The sequence below is a fragment of the Pseudomonas tructae genome, assembly GCF_004214895.1.
GTDB classification, from domain to species: domain Bacteria; phylum Pseudomonadota; class Gammaproteobacteria; order Pseudomonadales; family Pseudomonadaceae; genus Aquipseudomonas; species Aquipseudomonas tructae.
Map to the genome: position 1 here is coordinate 2,313,763 of NZ_CP035952.1, position 16,828 is coordinate 2,330,590.

The 16,828-nt window shown below is 64.0% G+C and carries 16 protein-coding genes and 1 pseudogene; 11 read left to right on the forward strand and 6 right to left on the reverse strand.

The window, feature by feature from the left end; all coding sequences use genetic code 11:
- Positions 1 to 33 precede the first annotated feature (33 nt).
- Positions 34 to 963 carry a carbon-nitrogen hydrolase family protein gene (locus EXN22_RS10700; RefSeq protein WP_130264018.1) on the forward strand — a complete coding sequence of 310 codons (930 nt, stop codon included), beginning with the start codon at positions 34 to 36 and terminating at the stop codon, positions 961 to 963.
- A gap of 3 nt (positions 964 to 966) precedes the next feature.
- On the opposite strand, the gene EXN22_RS10705 is transcribed toward EXN22_RS10700, so the two are convergent.
- On the reverse strand, positions 967 to 1,443 hold the full coding sequence (locus EXN22_RS10705; RefSeq protein ID WP_130264019.1) for an LEA type 2 family protein: 477 nt from the start codon (positions 1,441 to 1,443) through the stop codon (positions 967 to 969).
- A gap of 135 nt (positions 1,444 to 1,578) precedes the next feature.
- Between EXN22_RS10705 and EXN22_RS10710 the strand changes: the two are divergent.
- From EXN22_RS10710 to EXN22_RS10720, 3 genes and pseudogenes are all read left to right on the forward strand, one after another.
- A pseudogene (locus EXN22_RS10710) lies at positions 1,579 to 2,085 on the forward strand (RNA polymerase sigma factor); the annotation flags it as partial.
- Between the two features lie 4 nt (positions 2,086 to 2,089).
- Positions 2,090 to 2,968 carry a FecR family protein gene (locus EXN22_RS10715; RefSeq protein ID WP_130264020.1) on the forward strand — a complete coding sequence of 293 codons (879 nt, stop codon included), beginning with the start codon at positions 2,090 to 2,092 and terminating at the stop codon, positions 2,966 to 2,968.
- Between the two features lie 174 nt (positions 2,969 to 3,142).
- Positions 3,143 to 5,578, forward strand: coding sequence for a TonB-dependent siderophore receptor (locus tag EXN22_RS10720; protein ID WP_130264021.1), 2,436 nt, complete (start codon positions 3,143 to 3,145; stop codon positions 5,576 to 5,578).
- A gap of 1 nt (position 5,579) precedes the next feature.
- On the opposite strand, the gene EXN22_RS10725 is transcribed toward EXN22_RS10720, so the two are convergent.
- Positions 5,580 to 6,470: a LysR family transcriptional regulator gene (locus EXN22_RS10725; protein ID WP_130264022.1), complete on the reverse strand. Its 891-nt coding sequence runs from the start codon at positions 6,468 to 6,470 to the stop codon at positions 5,580 to 5,582.
- A gap of 100 nt (positions 6,471 to 6,570) precedes the next feature.
- Between EXN22_RS10725 and EXN22_RS10730 the strand changes: the two genes are divergently transcribed.
- The 6 genes from EXN22_RS10730 to EXN22_RS10755 all read left to right on the forward strand — a co-directional run bounded on the left by EXN22_RS10730 (position 6,571) and on the right by EXN22_RS10755 (position 12,025).
- Positions 6,571 to 7,650, forward strand: coding sequence for a polyamine ABC transporter substrate-binding protein (locus tag EXN22_RS10730; RefSeq protein WP_130264023.1), 1,080 nt, complete (start codon positions 6,571 to 6,573; stop codon positions 7,648 to 7,650).
- A gap of 21 nt (positions 7,651 to 7,671) precedes the next feature.
- Positions 7,672 to 8,631 (forward strand): agmatinase, encoded by a 960-nt coding sequence (gene speB / locus EXN22_RS10735; RefSeq protein ID WP_130264024.1) that lies wholly within the window; start codon positions 7,672 to 7,674, stop codon positions 8,629 to 8,631.
- A gap of 119 nt (positions 8,632 to 8,750) precedes the next feature.
- Complete coding sequence (locus tag EXN22_RS10740; RefSeq protein ID WP_130264025.1) at positions 8,751 to 9,071, forward strand: hypothetical protein; 321 nt, start codon at positions 8,751 to 8,753, stop codon at positions 9,069 to 9,071.
- 30 nt (positions 9,072 to 9,101) lie between these two features.
- The gene (locus EXN22_RS10745) at positions 9,102 to 10,247 is read left to right on the forward strand and encodes a PQQ-dependent sugar dehydrogenase (RefSeq protein ID WP_130264026.1); all 1,146 of its coding nucleotides are present in this window, start codon (positions 9,102 to 9,104) and stop codon (positions 10,245 to 10,247) included.
- Positions 10,248 to 10,311: 64 nt separating this feature from the next.
- Positions 10,312 to 11,430 carry a cell division protein ZapE gene (zapE, locus tag EXN22_RS10750; protein ID WP_130264027.1) on the forward strand — a complete coding sequence of 373 codons (1,119 nt, stop codon included), beginning with the start codon at positions 10,312 to 10,314 and terminating at the stop codon, positions 11,428 to 11,430.
- Between the two features lie 10 nt (positions 11,431 to 11,440).
- Positions 11,441 to 12,025, forward strand: a complete 585-nt coding sequence (locus tag EXN22_RS10755) for a DinB family protein (protein ID WP_130264028.1) — start codon at positions 11,441 to 11,443, stop codon at positions 12,023 to 12,025.
- On the opposite strand, the gene EXN22_RS10760 is transcribed toward EXN22_RS10755, so the two are convergent.
- Genes EXN22_RS10760 through EXN22_RS10775 form a run of 4 tightly spaced genes read right to left on the reverse strand, consistent with a single transcriptional unit; the run spans position 12,022 to position 15,478 of the window.
- Positions 12,022 to 12,456, reverse strand: a complete 435-nt coding sequence (locus EXN22_RS10760) for a YqaA family protein (RefSeq protein WP_130264029.1) — start codon at positions 12,454 to 12,456, stop codon at positions 12,022 to 12,024. The genes EXN22_RS10755 and EXN22_RS10760 overlap by 4 nt on opposite strands.
- Positions 12,457 to 12,466: 10 nt before the next feature.
- Positions 12,467 to 12,895, reverse strand: a complete 429-nt coding sequence (locus tag EXN22_RS10765) for a DUF411 domain-containing protein (protein ID WP_130264030.1) — start codon at positions 12,893 to 12,895, stop codon at positions 12,467 to 12,469.
- Between the two features lie 14 nt (positions 12,896 to 12,909).
- Positions 12,910 to 13,776 (reverse strand): copper resistance protein B, encoded by an 867-nt coding sequence (locus EXN22_RS10770; protein WP_130264031.1) that lies wholly within the window; start codon positions 13,774 to 13,776, stop codon positions 12,910 to 12,912.
- Positions 13,769 to 15,478 carry a copper resistance system multicopper oxidase gene (locus EXN22_RS10775; RefSeq protein ID WP_130264032.1) on the reverse strand — a complete coding sequence of 570 codons (1,710 nt, stop codon included), beginning with the start codon at positions 15,476 to 15,478 and terminating at the stop codon, positions 13,769 to 13,771. Before EXN22_RS10775 ends, EXN22_RS10770 begins: the two co-directional genes overlap by 8 nt.
- Before the next feature lie 173 nt (positions 15,479 to 15,651).
- Between EXN22_RS10775 and EXN22_RS10780 the strand changes: the two genes are divergently transcribed.
- A complete protein-coding gene (locus EXN22_RS10780) occupies positions 15,652 to 16,809 on the forward strand; it encodes a sterol desaturase family protein (protein WP_130264033.1) in 1,158 nt (385 codons plus the stop codon).
- Positions 16,810 to 16,828: the final 19 nt, after the last annotated feature.

Here is a 16,828-nt window from a genome sequence, read left to right on the forward strand (position 1 = left end):
GCAATACCCATCGCCCACCCGGAGCTTGCACCCATGACCACGTCCATCGTCGCCGCCTTGCAGATCGGTTCATCGCCTGAAGGCAAAGCGCATACCCTGGAGCAGATCCTTACCTACGAGCAGGCCATCAGCGATGCCGGCGCCAGCCTGGTCGTGATGCCGGAAGCGCTGCTGGGTGGTTATCCCAAAGGCGAAATCTTCGGCACGCGCCTGGGCTACCGCCTGCCTGAAGGCCGCGAAGCGTTCGCCCGCTATTTTGCCAATGCCATCGACGTGCCCGGCAGCGAAACCGACGCCTTGGCGGGTTTGTCGGCACGCACTGGCGCCAGCCTGGTGCTGGGAGTGATCGAGCGTAGCGGCCATACCTTGTATTGCAGCGTGCTGTTTTTCGAGCCCGAGCAGGGCCTTGTGGCGGTGCACCGCAAGTTGATGCCCACCGGCACCGAGCGGCTGATCTGGGGCCGTGGCGACGGCTCGACACTGCCGGTGATCGAGGGCCGTGCCGGGCGTATCGGCGCCGCCGTGTGCTGGGAAAACTACATGCCGCTGCTGCGTACGGCGATGTACGCCAAGGGTGTGGAGCTGTGGTGCGCACCCACGGTGGACGAGCGAGAACTGTGGCAGATGAGCATGCGCCATATCGCCGCCGAAGGCCGTTGCTTCGTGATCAGCGCCTGCCAGGTGCAGGACTCGCCCAACGCGCTGGGCATCGAGGTGGCCGGCTGGCCGGGTGAGCGCCAGTTGATTGCCGGTGGCAGTGTGATTGTCGGGCCGCTGGGCGAGGTATTGGCCGGGCCGCTGGTGGCCGAGCGTGGGCTGTTGTGCGCCGAAATCGATACCGCGCAACTGGTGCGCGCCCGTTATGACTTCGACGTGGTCGGCCACTATGCGCGGCCGGATATCTTCGAGTTGAGCGTGGATGAGCGCAGCAAGCCCGGGGTGCGCTTCATCAACCAGGACTGATGGTTACCAGGGCGCGCCGGCCGCTTGCGGCAGGTTGAGGCGGCCACTGTCGCTGAACCGGCGAGTGCCGAACGCGCCGCCGGCCAGTTTGCCGCGCACGGTGTACGGCAAACCGTCGAGGTTGCGCACCTGGCTCAGGCCCACGGCCTGGCGCAGCACCGAGAAGGCGGTGATGCTCACCGGTACCACCAGCACGCTTTCGCTGAAGCGGCCGATGCTGCCGCTTTTATCACTCACGCCGGCTGCCAGCGGTTGGCCGTTGACCTCAAGGTTGAGGGCGATGCCGTTGTAATCGATCGCAGTTTCGTTGGGGTTCTGCACGCGGATCTTCACTGCCATGCGCAGTTCCAGGTCCTGGCCGGGCAGGGGGTCGATACCGATCACGCTGATGTTGACCGGGTCGCGCGCCTGGAACAGGGCGCAGGCGCTCAAACCGGCGATCAACAGCAGGGCCAGGCATAGACGGAAGAATCGGGTCACGGACGCCGCTCCAGAACAGAAGTACAGCTTCGAGTGTGGCAAATACACAACGGCGTTGAAAGTATCTTGTGTTATGAAAGATACTTGTTCTCATTAACGCTCGCTAACTTCTCTCACTGGCCCCTTGAATCCTTCATGTTGACCTCTCCCGTGTCCGGGCTGCTGGCAAGCTTCCAGGAGCATTACGATGACCTGCTGCTGTTCCTGACCCGACGTATGAGTGATCGTCAGCGCGCTGCCGACGTCGCCCAGGAGACCTACCTGAAGCTGGTGAAGATCGAGCAGCAGGAGCTGCCGGTCGTGCATGCGCGCAGCTTCATCTTTCGCGTGGCCGGCAACCTGGCCATCGACACGTTGCGCCGCGAGCAACGCATGAGCGGTCATCTGGACGACAGTGAAGCGGCGCGCCAGGTACCGTGCCCGGCGCCAGCGCCGGAAGCGGCGCTGCTGGCCAGCGAACGCCTGGACCTGCTCGATGAAGCCTTGTTGCAGTTGTCGGCCAATGCCCGCCAGGCGTTGTTGCTCAACCGTGTCGATGGCCTGACCCAGGCGCAGATCGCACAACGGCTGGGCGTTTCCGAGAGCATGGTGGCAAAATACATCGGCCAGGCCCTGCGCCATTGCCGCGACTGGCTCAAACACAACCATGACTGATGCCTTCGCCATGCCCGCGCCGCAACCGATCAGCGATGTGTCCGATGATGCCCTCGACTGGCAGGTGTTGCTGCATTCTGGCAACGCCAGCGCCAGCGACAAGGCGCGCTACCAGCGCTGGTGCGCGCTGAGCCCGGCCCATGCCCAGGCCGCCAGCGAGGCCGAGGCGTTGTGGGCTGACCTGGGGCAAACCCGCGCCGCGGCGGAGGTGGTCGCTCCGGCGCCACGTCGGCGGCGCTGGGGCGCGGCACTGGCGGCTTCGCTGGTGCTGGCCGTGGTCGGATACGGCGGTCTGCAGCAGGCGCCGGCCTTGCTCGCCGACTACCACACCGGGGTCGGTCAGCAGCAGCGCATTACCCTGACCGATGGCTCACAGGTCACCCTCAACAGTGGCAGTGCCCTGTCGGTGGATTTCAGCAGCGGCGAGCGTCGGGTCTTGCTCAAGGCCGGCGAGGCGTTGTTCGAACCGGCGGCCGACCCGCGGCCGTTTGTGGTCGACGCGGGTGCCGAGCCGGTACAGGGCAGTGCGGCAGTGTTCAGTGTGCGTCGTGACGGTGGTGGCAATCGCGTGGTGGTTGCCCAGGGCCAGGCGCGGGTCGGCGGGCGGGTGCTGGAAACCTCGCCCGACGCTCGGGCGCAAACCGCCTGGCAACGCGGCAAGCTGATCTTCAACGCCAAGCCGCTGCGCGAAGTGCTGGCCGAGCTTGAACGTTATCAGCATGGGCGCATCGTGTTGTCGGACCAGCAACTGGCAGCGCTGCAGGTCAGCGGGGTGTTTGACCTGAACGATCCGCAAGGGTTGTTGCGTACCCTGGAGCAGCGTTATGCGTTGAAGGTGACCTACCTGCCCTGGTTGGCTGTGGTGTACTGAGGGACCTCTTCGCGGGGCAAGCCCGCTCCTACAGAATCTGTGGGAGCGAGCTTGCCCCGCGATGCTGCAAAAATATTCTTGTTTTCCCACTGCAAGTTCTTCTGCGCCCAATCGTCGTAGTGAGACTGATCAGCAATCCATTCTCATTTACAACCATTTGCCTGGAAGAAAACAGTGAAGGGTCCGCTCAAGCCAATCGCCCGTTCCACCGGTTATTTCAAACACGTCCTGCTGGCTTCGACTGCCGTTGCCGCCTTGCTCGGTAACCTGCAGGTGTATGCCAGCGATACGGTTGCAGCCGCCACTGCCCAGCAGGAACGTGAAGTATCCCTGGACCTGCCAGCGCAGCAGCTTGACCAGGCCCTGACCGCATTCGCCGACCAGGCCGGCCTGCACCTGCTGTTCACCAGCCAGGACGTGGCCGGCCGGCAAAGCCCGGCACTCATCGGCCGTTACAGCATCGCCCAGGCCTTGCAAAACCTGCTGGCCGGCAGTGGCATGAGCTGGCAGTTCAGCGAACAGAACACCGTGATACTGCGCAAGAGCGCAGCTGTGCAAAGCGTCAGCCTCAAGCCCATCGAAGTCAGCGTGGCGTCGCGCACCAGCACCTCGATCAGTGAAATTCCCGGTACCGTCTGGGTGGTCGATCAGCAGCAGTTGCGCGAGCAGATCGACAGCGGCGTCAGCCTCAAGGAGGCCATCGGCAAGCTGGTGCCGGGCCTGGACCTGGCGCCGGAAGGGCGCACCAACTATGGCCAGAACATGCGCGGGCGCAACGTGCTGGTGATGATCGACGGCGTCAGCCAGAACAGCTCGCGTGGCCTGTCGCGTCAGTTCGACAGCATTTCACCGTTCAACGTCGAGCGCGTCGAGGTGCTCTCCGGTGCCAGCGCCCTCTACGGCGGCGGCGCCACTGGCGGAATCATCAATATCGTCACCAAGAAGGGCGAGGCAGGCCCGGCGCGCTTTGAAACCCAACTGGGTGCCAGCAGCGGCTTCAACAACAGCGATGACCTCGCGACCCGCGTCGCCCAGTCGATCAGTGGCGGCAACGAGCGGATCAACGCGCGCCTGGGTGTGTCCGCCGAGCAGAACGAAGCCTTCTACGACGGTGCCGGCGAGCAGATCTTCATCGACAACACCCAGACCGACCTGCAGTACAACCGCACCCTCGACCTGCTCGGCAGCCTGGGCCTGAAGTTCAACGACGAGCAGAGCCTCGACCTGCTGGCCCAGTACTATGACTCGGGCAATCACGGCAGCACCGGCATCTATTTTCCCAACCTGAACTACAACGGCCCCTCGGACCTGGAAGATGCCGAGCTGCGCGGCGGTTATTCCACCGACCTCGAGCCACGTACCAAGCGCCTGCTGCTCAATGCCAACTACCACCACAGCGATGTGCTCGGCCAGGATTTCTACTTGCAGGCCTCGTACCGCAAGGAAGACGACAACTTCTACCCGTTCCCCTACTACAACACCGGCAAACCGGCAGGTTCCAAGGGCGTGTACTTTGCCGCGTCGCAGCAGAACTTCGAGGTCAGCAGCCTCAAGGCGCTGCTTGCCAAGCAGTGGGACAGCCTCAAGCTGACTTACGGCGTGGACCTGGACCGCGAGCGGTTCAATGCCGAGCAGACCACCTTCAACGCCCGGACGTCATCCGCAAGCGGTGGTCTGGACCTGGATGAAGCCAGCAAGGCGGCGCGCTACCCCAGCTACCGGGTCGATGGTATTTCGGCCTACGCCCAACTGGACTGGAAGGCGACCGATAACCTGACGGTTTCCGGCGGCGCGCGGCGCCAGCAGATGGACGTCGATGTCGGCGACTTCAAGAACGTGCCTGGCGGCAACAACGATTACCAGGTCAACCTGTTCAACCTCGGCGCGATCTACGACTTCAAGAACGGTCACCAGCTGTGGAGCAACTACGGCGAAGGCTTCGACCTGCCGGACCCGGCCAAGTACTACGGCAAGCCGGGCCTGAGCGTTGAAGACAACCCGCTGGCGGGGATCAAGAGCCGCCAGGTGGAACTGGGCTGGCGCTACGCCGACCTGGACTGGGACGCCCAGGCAGCGGTGTACTACATCTGGTCGGACAAGATCATCACCACCGACATGGCCACCCTGACCATCAACGTCGAAGAACAGAAAAGCCGCGACTTCGGCTTTGAAGGCGCGCTGACCCGCCACTTCGAAAGTGGCTGGGAAGCGGGCAGCACCCTGCACCTGGTGCGCTCGGAGGAAGAAGACAAGAACGGCGACTGGATCAAGCGCGATGCCCGTTATGCTTCGCTGTCCAAGTCCACCGCTTTCGTGGGCTGGAAGGGCGATGGCCGCAGTGCGCGGCTGCAGGCCAACCATGCCTTCACCCTCAAGGACGATGCCGATCACACCATCAGCGGCTACACCACCTTCGACCTGCTGGGCAGCCAGGACACCGGCTTCGGTACCTTCAGCGCCGGTATCCAGAACCTGCTCGACAAGCAGTACAGCACCGTCTGGGGCCAGCGCGCGACGCTGTTCTACTCGCCCACCTATGGCCCGGCCTACCTCTACGACTACCAGGGGCGTGGTCGCACCTACACCCTGACCTGGTCGCTGGCCTACTGAGTCAGGCGAAGGCAGCCAGCAGGTCGCTGGCAAAGGCCTGCTGGGCGTCGCTGGGCACCTGGGCGCGGTGACGTGCCAGGACGAACGGCACGGCGAAATCCAACGCCGGGTCCAGGCCCTGCAACAGGCCGCGCTCGACCCAGGGCTCGGCGTAGTGGCAGGGCAGGTAGCCGATGTGCTGGCCGGAGAGGATGAAAGCCAGGGCGCCTTCGACCTGCTCTGAACGGGCGGTGCCGCTGGTGCCGTCAAAGGGCTCCTGGCGGCTCTGGAAGCGGTAGGGGTGTTCGACCTGGTCGGCCTGCTGCAAGGCGTGCAGGCTCACTTCAGGCAGGCCGGCCAGCGCATGGTGGCTGGCGCAGTACAAGCGCTGGTTTTCTTCGAACAACGGCGTGTAGTCGAACGCGGCCTGCTTGCCGGAAAAATAACCGATGGCCAGGTCCAGGCGCTGCTGCAGCAACTGGCGCTCAAGGTCTGCCGGCATGGCGCTGACCAGTTCCAGGCGCACGGATTCGTCGCGCTGGCGAAAGCGCTCGATGGCCTGCGCCAGACGCAGGGTCACGCTGCTTTCCTGGGCCTCGGAGATGCCGATGCGCACCTCACCGAGCAAACGCCCGGCCACGCCATTGGCCTGGTGGCGGAACGCTTCGATCTGCACCAGCAGTTCACGGGTGGCCTTGAGCAGCGCTTCACCTTTGGCAGTCAAGCGGAAACCGCCCTTGCCGCGGCTGCACAAGCGATAGCCCAGGCGGGTTTCCAGGCGCGCCATCTGCTGGCTGATGCTCGGTTGGCTCAAGCCCAGCACGCCCTGGGCGGCGCTGAAGCCACCGGCCTCGACTACAGTGACGAACAGCCGCAGCAGGTGCAGGTCGAGGTCGTGCAGTTGTCCCAACATCAAACATTGCTCCCGATGAATGTCAGGTTAATTGACTTGTCATTTTAGTAATGTAACCCGGCAGGCATGCTGGCGGCATCCACTGACAAAGGTGCCCGACATGCGTACATCCCTGTGGTTGTTGTCCTTGCTTTTGGCCTTGCCGGTGCAGGCCGAGGAAAAAGTCCTCAATCTGTACAGCTGGGCTGACTATATCGCCCCCGAAACCTTGCAGCGTTTCGAGCAGGAAACCGGCTACAAGGTGCGCTACGACACCTTCGACACCACCGAAGTACTGGAAACCAAGTTGCTTACCGGTGGCAGTGGTTATGACGTGGTGGTGCCATCCGCCAGCCTGCTGGCCCGCGCCCTGACCGCAGGCGCGCTGCAGCCCCTGCAGGCCCAGGCCATGCCCGGCTATGCCAACCTCGACAAGGACCTGCTGGCCAAGCTGGCTGAAGTCGACCCTGGCAATCAGTACGCCGTGCCTTACACCTGGGGCACCCTGGGCCTGGGCATGAACCTTGAGGCGGTACGCGAGCGGGTCGGCGATGCCCCCCTGAACAGCCTAGACCTGCTGTTCAAGCCCGAGTACGCCAGTAAGCTCAAGGGCTGCGGGATTGCCATGTCCGACTCGCCCCAGGAGGTGATCGGCGTGGCCTTGAACTACCTGGGCAAGGATCCTTACAGCCGCAACAAAGACGATCTGGCGGCGGCCCAGGCGCTGCTCAAACAATTGCAGCCGTCCATCAGCTATGTCGCCAACGGCCGGCAGATCAACGACCTGGCCAACGGCAGCGTGTGCCTGGCCCTGACCTACAACGGCGATGCGGCCATGGCCGCCGACCAGGCGCACAAGGCCGGCAAGCCGTACCAGGTGATCTACCGCATTCCCCGCGAAGGGACGTTGATCTGGCAGGACAACCTGGTCATGCCCAAGGACGCACCGCATCCACAAGCGGCCCGCGCCTTCATCGCCTTCATGTTGCGCCCCGAGTCGGTGGCGCCGTTGACCAACACGCTGTTCTTCGCCAATGCCAACCAGGCCGCCACGGCGCTGGTGGATGAAGCGGTGCGCAGCGACCCGGACATCTACCCCTCGGACGAAGTGCGTGCGCGGCTGTTTGCCGACCGCAGCATGAGCCTGGCCGACATGCGCCAGCGCACTCGCCTGTGGACCGCTTTCCGTAGCCGCCAATAACAACAGACCAGGAGCCCGACCATGGACCTCGCCCCCGATAATGACCAGGCCATCACCCGTGACAGCCTGTACGGCACCATCGCCGAAAACACCTTTGCCGGTATCACCAGTTTCTCTCGCCGCCGCTACAGTCGTGACTTGCGCGGGGTTGATGTGGTGGTCAGCGGCGTGCCGTTCGATACGGCCACCAGCAACCGTCCCGGTGCGCGTTTCGGGCCACGGGCCATTCGTGCCGCATCGGTGCAGCAGGCCTGGGCCCGGCACTGGCCTTGGGAGTTCGACCCCTTCGACCATCTGGCGGTGATCGATTACGGCGACTGCAACTTCGACTACGGCAGCCCGCACACCGTGCCCGAGAGCATCCAGGCCCATGCCGAGCAAATTCTTGAAGCCGGCTGCGCCATGCTCACCCTGGGCGGCGACCATTTCATCAGCTACCCGCTGCTCAAGGCTCATGCCCGCAAGCATGGTCCGCTGGCGCTGATCCATTTCGATGCCCACAGCGACACCTGGCCGGACGAGGAGGGCCAGCGCGTCGATCACGGCACCATGTTCTGGCATGCCGCCCGCGAAGGCCTGGTGGACCCCGCGCGCTCGGTGCAGATCGGCCTGCGCACCACCAATGACGACACCCAGGGCTTCGCCGTGCTCGACGCCCGCCAGGTGCACCAGCGCGGCACCCAGGCGATCATCGAGGCGATTCGTCAACGGGTCGGCGAACAACCGGTGTACCTGACCTTCGACATCGACTGCCTGGACCCGGCCTACGCGCCTGGCACCGGCACCCCGGTGTGTGGGGGGCTGACCACGGTGCAGGCCCTGGAAATCCTCGGTGGGCTGCGCGGCATCAACCTTGTGGGTATGGACCTGGTAGAAGTCGCACCGGCCTACGATCATGCCGATATCACCGCCCTGGCCGGCGCGACCCTGGCCATGGAGATGCTTTGCCTGTATGCCGCCCGGCACAAGGTCGATGGCTGATCCAGTAACAAAATGAATCACCTCCAAGGGAAATCGAGGTTTCCCGGCGAACCTGTCGCGCCTTAGGCTATCCAACGCTTGGGCGCGCCGGTTTTCGGCGCCGACCGGAGGTGAATAGCGTGAACCGATCCCTGTCGGGCCTGGCGATGGCCCTGCTCTTGAGTTCGCCGCTGCAGGCTGCGCCCGTTGCCGGGCCGTTGCAGCTGGCGGCCAGCAACAACAACCCCTACAACAGCCCGATCATGCGCGCCAACCCCAACAGCCGCCAGGGCAGCGTCCCCGCTACGCCGCCGGTGCGCGGCCCTTCGACCCAGCCCAACCCGCGCCCGCCGACCCTGGACAACCGCGGTATCGGCAACGGTGAAAACATCCGCCGCGAACAGACCACACCGCGCCTGGAACCCACCCGGCCGCCACGCGCACCTGCGCCCACGCCCTGAGTAACGGGCCCTCCCTGGAAGGAATCGCTGATGTCCCCACGCACCTGGTTACCCACCCTGATCACCGCGGCGCTGTTGCCGCTGCTGGCCTATGCCGCGCCCGAACGCGACTTCAAAAGCGAGGAGGGCAGCGTCAAGGTCAGTACCCTCGCCGAAGGCCTGCGCAACCCCTGGGCCCTGGCGTTCCTGCCGGACGGCCAGGGCATCCTGGTGACCGAGCGGGCCGGCAACCTGCGCATCGTCAGCCCCGAGGGCAAGGTCGGGCCTGCCCTGGGCGGCGTCCCTCAGGTGTGGGCCAAGGGCCAGGGCGGTCTGCTTGATGTCGTCCTTTCACCGACCTTCAAGCAGGATCGTATGGTCTATCTGTCCTATGCCGAAGGCGGCGGCGAGGGCGATACGGCGGGTACAGCAGTGGGGCGCGGGCGCCTGGCGGCCGACAACGCCAAGCTTGAAGACTTCAACGTGATTTTCCGCCAGCAGCCCAAGCTCTCCAGCGGCAATCATTTTGGCTCGCGCCTGGTCTTCGATCGTGACGGCTACCTGTTCATCGCCCTGGGCGAGAACAACCAGCGGCCGACCGCGCAGGACCTGGACAAGCTGCAGGGCAAGCTGGTGCGCATCCTGCCGGACGGCACGGTGCCCAAGGACAATCCTTTCGTCGGCCAGGACAATGTCCGTCCCGAGATCTGGTCGTTCGGCCACCGCAACCAGCAAGGCGCTGCGCTCAACCCCTGGACTGGCGAACTGTGGACCCACGAGCACGGGCCCCGTGGCGGCGACGAGATCAATATCCCCAAACCGGGCAAAAACTATGGTTGGCCAATCGCCACCCATGGCATCAACTATTCGCTGATGCCGATCCCTGAAGCCAAGGGTAAGCATGTCGATGGCATGGTCGATCCGCACCACGTCTGGGAGAAATCCCCGGCCATCAGCGGCATGGCGTTTTACGACAACCCGCGCTTCAAACCCTGGGACCACAACCTGTTCATTGGCGCGCTGGCGGCCCAGGAGCTGATTCGCCTGGAGCTTGACGGTGACAAGGTGGTGCATGAGGAGCGCCTGCTTGGCGAGCTCAAGGCGCGGATTCGTGATGTGCGGGTGGGGCCGGATGGGTATCTGTATCTGCTGACCGATGAGAGCGATGGAGCGCTGCTCAAGGTCGGGCTGAAGTAGGAGCGGGCTTGCCCCGCGACACGCGCACGCCGCAGAATGCCCACTTTTGCCATGGACGCCGCGCATGTCCTGCTTCACCGAACAGTCTCCCCTGGCCCGCTACCAGCAGGCCATTGCCAGCCAGGGGTTTGTCAGCGACCCGGCCCAGTTGCAGGCCGCCACCGCCCTGAACACCTGTTTCGAAGCCTTGCAGCGCGGTGAAACGCCTCAGGGCGTCTACCTCTGGGGCCCCGTGGGGCGTGGCAAGACCTGGCTCATGGACCAGTTCCACGGCTGCCTGCAGGTACCGGCCCGGCGTCAGCATTTTCACCACTTCATGCGTTGGCTGCACCAACGCCTGTTTCAGCTCAACGGCACCGCCGAGCCCTTGCAGGCCCTGGCCTTGTCCCTGGCTGAAGAGATCCGCGTGCTGTGTTTCGACGAGCTGTTCGTCAACGACATCGGCGATGCGATCATTCTGGGCGGCCTGTTCCAGGTGTTGTTCGAGGCCGGTGTGGTGATCGTCGCCACTTCTAACCAGCCACCTGACCAGTTGTACAACGACGGTTTCAACCGTGAACGCTTCCTGCCGGCGATTGCCGCGATTGAGCAGCATATGCTGGTGGTTGCGGTGGCGGGGGAGCAGGACCATCGGCTGCACCCCGGCGCGGTGACACAGCGCTACTGGATTGCCGAAAAAGGCCAGCCTGCAGCCTTGGCCCAGGTCTTCGAACAACTGCGCGGCGAACAACCGGCTACCGACCAGCCGTTACAGATCGGTTCACGCCAACTGAATGTGGTGCAGCGCTGCGACAGCGTACTCTGGTGCCGTTACGCCGACCTGTGTGAACAACCCTTTGCCGCCATGGATTTCATGGCCCTGTGCGACAGTTTCCAGGCCATCGCGCTTGGCGAGGTGCCGGCCCTGGGCGCCCGCCAGCGTCCGGCGAAGATCGCCCGTGGCACCGAGGATGGCGCCCAGCGGGTGCTGGCCGGGGACCGTGAGCTGCCGCAGTTGTCGGTGCACGACGACAGCGTGCGGCGCTTCATCGCCCTGGTCGATGAATGCTACGACCGTCGGATCGCCCTCTACCTGGAGGCCGAGGTGGCCCTGGAAGCGCTCTACACTCAAGGGTATCTGGAGTTCCCGTTCCGGCGCACGCTCAGCCGCTTGCGGGAGATGCAATTGCAACGCTTCTGCTGAGGAGTCGATCATGGCCGAACCTCTTTCGCACCACCTGCTGACCATGGCTTACCAGAATGGCTGGGCCAATCACAGGGTGTACAAGGCCTGCATGCAACTGAGCCAGGACGAGTTCGTTGCCCCGCGGGCAAGTTTTTTCCCGTCGATCAAGGCCACCCTCAACCACATCCTTACCGTCGACTGGTTCTACCTGCAGGCCCTGGAATGCGAGCAGCGCGGCGAAGCGCCCGACCCGGACAGCCAGCGCTTCTTCGAGCCCGAGGAGCCTTTTGCCACCTGCCAGGACCTGTACGGCGAACAGTCGCAGGCCGATCACCGCTTGATCGCCTACTGCAGCCAGTTGCATGACGACCAATTGCACCGCTACGTGAGCATCGTGCGGCCTGACTGGGTGCAGCGCGAGCAACGCCTGCGCCTGCTCTCGCACCTGTTCGAGCACCAGATCCACCACCGTGGTCAGGTGCATGCGATGCTCTGCGACACGTCGGTACACGCGCCACAACTGGACGAGTTTTTCTGCGAAGAGGAGGCGCACCTGCGCGCCCAGGACTTTGCCGAACTGGGCTGGAGCGAGGCGCAGATCTGGGGGCGCTAGTACTGCATCCAGCCCAGGGTCAGCAGTGCCAGTACCAGGTAACGGCCGGCCTTGGCGAGCGTGACGAGCGCCAGGAAGCGCCAGAACGGCTCGCGCATGATTCCGGCGATCAGGGTCAGCGGGTCGCCGATCACCGGCATCCAGCTCAGCAGCAGCGACCACTGGCCGTAGCGTTGGTAACGTTGCTGGGCCTTTGCCAGCTGTTCGGGCTTGAATGGAAACCAGCGCTTGTCGCGCAGGTGCTCGATGCCACGGCCCAGCAGCCAGTTGACGATCGAACCGAGGACATTGCCGGCGGTGGCGATCAGCAGCAGGCTGAGCAGTGCCTCGGGCTCGCGCAGCAACAGGCCGACCAGCACGGCTTCCGATTGCAGCGGCAGCAAGGTCGCGGCGCCGAAGGCGCTGAGAAACAGCGCCCAGTAACTGAGCATCAGCGGCGGATCAGTAGTTGGCGACCACTTCGTCCTTGCCCTCGCGTGTCAGGCCGATGACCTGGTAGGCGTCCTTGTGGTCACCCATTTCCATACCGGGCGAGCCCATGGGCATGCCCGGTACCGCCAGCCCCTTGAGATCGGCGCGTTTGCTCAGCAGCTTGATCTGTTCAGCCGGTACATGGCCTTCGATGAACTTGCCGTCGATCACCCCGGTATGGCACGAGGCCAGGCGCGGTTCGACGCCCAGGCGCTGCTTGACCGCGCTCATGTTGGGCTCGACATGGTCGTTGACCGTGTAGCCGTTGTCTTGCAGGTGTGTAATCCATTCCTTGCAGCAGCCACAGTTGGGGTCACGGTACACATCGATGGTCTGCCCGGCCTGGGCCAGGGTGCTCAGGGCCAGCAGGCCGAAGGCGACGATTTTTTTGCTCAGCATGTACTTCTCCACTTCTAGAAACGCAGGCGAACCCCGGCGACCAGACGGGTATGGCCGATGTCGCCATGCTCATCACGGATCTGTTCGGCGTTGTTGCCGTAAGCCCGGTTGAAGCTGATACCCAGGTAAGGGGCAAAGCCGCGGGTGATTTCGTAGCGCAGGCGCAGGCCGATCTCGCTGTCGGCAAGGCCGCGGCCCTGGTCCCGTGTCGCGTCGTTGCGGCCATAGACGTTGGCCTCAAGCGACGGTTCGAGGATCCAGCGATTGCTCAGCAGGATAGCGTAACTGCTCTCCAGGCGCAGCGCGGTTTGCTGACGCTCGCCGGCATACAGGGTGGCTTCCAGCTCCAGGCCATACAGAGGTGTACCCTGGATGCCGAAAGCGGCCCAGGTCTGGCCATTGGCTGGCTTGAAGTCCTGGCGCAGGCCACCGACCAGCTCCCACCAGGGGCTAATGGCATGGCCCCAGAGCGCCTGCAGCTCGGCCTTGTGGGTCACACCCTGCTCGCGCTCGCCTTCGCTGCGCAGCCACAGGCGGTCGATGTCGCCACCGATCCAGGCGTTGGCGTCCCACTTGAGGGCGCTACTGCTGTCGAAGTTCTGGTACTCCAGTTGTTCGACGACCACCGCCCAGTTGGTCTGCCGGTCGTGGACCTGATGGCCGGGCAATGGTGGGAAGGCGGCCTGGCGGTCGGCGTCGGTAATCGGTCGCAGCGGGGTACGCGGCGTGTCTGTTGCCATGCTGTGGTTCATGCCCCCATGGTTCATGGCACCGTGGCCCATGGCGGCGTGATCCATGGCTTGGGCGCGTGCCTCTTCACTGGCCAGCAAGGCGAGCAGCGCGAAGCCGCCGAGCAGCGGACGCAAGATCGGCTCATTCATCGACGCGTACCTCGCGGAACATGCCCATTTCCATGTGATAGAGCAGGTGGCAGTGATAGGCCCAGCGCCCCAGGGCGTCGGCGCTGACTCGGTAGCTGCGGCGGCTGCCCGGGGGGATGTCGAGGGTGTGCTTGCGCACCTGGAAGCGCCCATGTTCGTCTTCCAGGTCGCTCCATAGGCCATGCAGGTGAATCGGGTGGGCCATCATCGTGTCGTTGACCAGGGTGATGCGCAGGCGCTCGCCGTAGGTCAGGCGCAGTGGCTCGGCGTCGGAGAACTTGATGCCATTGAACGACCAGGCAAAGCGTTCCATGTGCCCGGTCAGGTGCAGCTCGATCTCCCGTGACGGCTCACGGCCGTCGGGGTCGGCGAAGGTGCTTTTCAGGTCGGCATAGGTCAGCACCCGTCTGCCGTTGTTGCGCAGGCCGATACCGGGGTCGGCGAGGTTGGGTTTGGGGTTCATGGTTTGCATGTCGACCAGCGGGTTGCCGGTCTCGCTGGCCGGATGCTGCTGCATCCCAACCATCATCGAGTGGTCCATGCCGGCCATCTGGCTATGGTCCATGCCGCCCATGTCCGCCATGGCGCCGTGGCCCATGTCGGCCATGCTCAGGATCGGTCGCGGATCGGGTTGCGGCACCTCGGCGCTCAGCCCGTTGCTGCGCGCCAGGGTGCCGCGGGCATAACCGCTACGGTCCATGCTCTGGGCATACAGGGTGTAGGCGGGCAAGTCGCCTACACGCACCAGCACATCATAAGTCTCGGCCACGGCAATGCGCAGCTCATCGACTTCGACTGGTTGCACCGGCTGGCCATCGGCGGCGATCACCGTCAGTTTCAGGCCGGGAATGCGGAAGTCGAAGTAGCTCATCGCCGAGCCGTTGATCAGGCGCAGGCGCACGGTTTCACCGGGTTGGAACAGGCAGGTGAAGTTGCCGTCCGGCGGCAGGCCGTTGAGCAGGTAGGTGTAGGTGGCGGCGCTGATATCGGCAAGGTCGGTGGGGCTCATGCGCATGGCGGCCCAGGCCTTGCGCTCGGCAACGCTTTGCTGCCAGCCGTTAGTGGCGACATCGTCGATGAAATCACCAACGGTGCGCTTGTGGTAGTTGAAGGCGTCCGATTGCTTTTTCAGGGTCGCCATCAGCTCATCGGGGGCCTGGTCGCTCCAGTCGCTGAGTAGCAGGACATAGTCGCGTTGATAGTGGTGGGGCTCGGGCACTTTCGGTTCGATGACGATCGCCCCGTAGACACCGGCTTGTTCCTGCAAGCCGGAATGGCTGTGATACCAGTAGGTGCCGCTCTGCTCCAGGGTGAAGCGATAGAGGTATTCACCTCCGGCTTCAATGCCGGCAAAACTCAGGCCCGGCACGCCATCCATGTTGGCCGGGAGGATGATCCCGTGCCAGTGCAGCGAGGTCGGCTCGTTCAGGCGGTTACGCACCCGCAGGGTCACGGTGTCACCTTCACGCCAGCGCAGGGTCGGGCCGGGCAGGCTGTTGTTGATGGTCAGTGCGGTGCGCGCCCGGCCAGTGAGGTTCACCGGGGTCTGGCCGATGAACAGCTCGAAGTGTTCACCGCCAAGCTCATTGGCAAACACGTTGGGCGCGGCAAACGCCGGCAGGCGCCAGAGGCCGAGACCGGCCAGGGCGCTGCCGGCGGCAAAGCCCTTGACGAAGGTGCGGCGGGTGGGGTGTCGAAGCATGGGTGCCATTCCAGGGGCTGGGATGGCACGACCTTAGCCAGTGCAGTCTGTCAGCAAACTGAGCAGTGGATTACAGATTTGTCAGCTGACCAGGCACGCAGCGCTTCACTGGCGGCCGCAGGCCGGTATACTCCGCGCCGCACGGAGCCCCCACTTTGAAGGAACAGCGATACATGCAGGCAATCAAGGCCTATTTCCAACGCCACGGCCACGACGCGTTCAAGCTCGGCCAAGGGCGAATCAGCGGTTACATCTCGGCCGCCCTGGGGCTGCTCAGCCTGCTGGCGGTGTTGTGCTTCCTGTTCCCCCAGTGGCTGACCTTTGCCGAGTTTCGCAAGGTCTATAGCGTGCAGTTTGCGCGAACCACGCTGTTGATCGGGCTGATCCTGGCCTTTGCCCTGGGCACCCTGAACATCCTCCTCAACAAACGCAAGCGCCTGGGCTTTACCGGCATCAGCGCGGCGGGGCTGGCAATGTTCCTCGGGGGTACCAACATCCAGACCCAAACCATCGGCCAGACCCCGTACTCGCTGGGGCTGGACTGGTTCGTGCTGGCGCTGCTGATCTCGGCGCTGATATTCATTCCGCTGGAAAAGCTCTATGCCAAGGATCCGCAGCAGAACATCCTGCGCCCGCACTGGCGCACCGACCTCAGCTATTTTTTCGTCAGCCACATGCTGGTGCAGTTCATCCTGATTTTCGTCACCGCGTCGTCCAGCTGGCTGGCCGGCTGGGTGCTCTCCGATACCCTGCAGGCCAAGGTGCAGAGCCTGCCGATCGTCGTGCAGTTCTTGCTCGCGGTGTTCGTCGCCGACCTCGGTCAGTACTGGTTGCATCGCCTGTACCATGTGGTGCCGTGGATGTGGCGTTTTCATGCGGTGCACCATTCGAGCACGCACATGGACTGGCTGGCCGGTTCGCGTATCCACTTCTGTGAAATCCTCCTGACCCGCACCGGTGTGCTGGCGCCGTTGATCCTGCTGGGCTTCTCGCCCCAGGCGATGAACGCCTATGTGATCCTGGTCGGGGTCCAGGCAGTACTGGCCCATGCCAACGTGCGTATCGACGGAGGCTGGCTCAACTACCTGCTGGTGCTGCCGCGTTATCACCATTGGCACCACGCCCGGCACAAGGACTACATCTACAAGAACTACGCGATCCACACGCCCTTGGTAGACATGCTGTTCGGCACCTTCAAGCTGCCGCCCAAGGAATGGCCGGCGCGCTACGGTGTGTTTGGCAAGGATTTGCCCGAAGGCATTGTGCGCCAGCACCTGTACCCGCTGCGCAAGCCCGAGCCCAAGGCGCCAACGTCACCCCCTTCGGCCTGAGGTCTTTGCGCGCGAGCCC

Excerpts from the sequence above, each read along its gene's own strand:
- EXN22_RS10700 (WP_130264018.1), top strand. The coding sequence starts at position 34 with ATGACCACGTCCATCGTCGCCGCCTTGCAGATCGGTTCATCGCCTGAA.
- EXN22_RS10715 (WP_130264020.1), top strand. The coding sequence starts at position 2,090 with ATGACTGATGCCTTCGCCATGCCCGCGCCGCAACCGATCAGCGATGTG.
- EXN22_RS10725 (WP_130264022.1), bottom strand. The coding sequence starts at position 6,470 with ATGTTGGGACAACTGCACGACCTCGACCTGCACCTGCTGCGGCTGTTC.
- EXN22_RS10730 (WP_130264023.1), top strand. The coding sequence starts at position 6,571 with ATGCGTACATCCCTGTGGTTGTTGTCCTTGCTTTTGGCCTTGCCGGTG.
- speB (WP_130264024.1), top strand. The coding sequence starts at position 7,672 with ATGGACCTCGCCCCCGATAATGACCAGGCCATCACCCGTGACAGCCTG.
- EXN22_RS10745 (WP_130264026.1), top strand. The coding sequence starts at position 9,102 with ATGTCCCCACGCACCTGGTTACCCACCCTGATCACCGCGGCGCTGTTG.
- zapE (WP_130264027.1), top strand. The coding sequence starts at position 10,312 with ATGTCCTGCTTCACCGAACAGTCTCCCCTGGCCCGCTACCAGCAGGCC.
- EXN22_RS10755 (WP_130264028.1), top strand. The coding sequence starts at position 11,441 with ATGGCCGAACCTCTTTCGCACCACCTGCTGACCATGGCTTACCAGAAT.
- EXN22_RS10760 (WP_130264029.1), bottom strand. The coding sequence starts at position 12,456 with ATGCTCAGTTACTGGGCGCTGTTTCTCAGCGCCTTCGGCGCCGCGACC.
- EXN22_RS10765 (WP_130264030.1), bottom strand. The coding sequence starts at position 12,895 with ATGCTGAGCAAAAAAATCGTCGCCTTCGGCCTGCTGGCCCTGAGCACC.
- EXN22_RS10770 (WP_130264031.1), bottom strand. The coding sequence starts at position 13,776 with ATGAATGAGCCGATCTTGCGTCCGCTGCTCGGCGGCTTCGCGCTGCTC.
- EXN22_RS10775 (WP_130264032.1), bottom strand. The coding sequence starts at position 15,478 with ATGCTTCGACACCCCACCCGCCGCACCTTCGTCAAGGGCTTTGCCGCC.
- EXN22_RS10780 (WP_130264033.1), top strand. The coding sequence starts at position 15,652 with ATGCAGGCAATCAAGGCCTATTTCCAACGCCACGGCCACGACGCGTTC.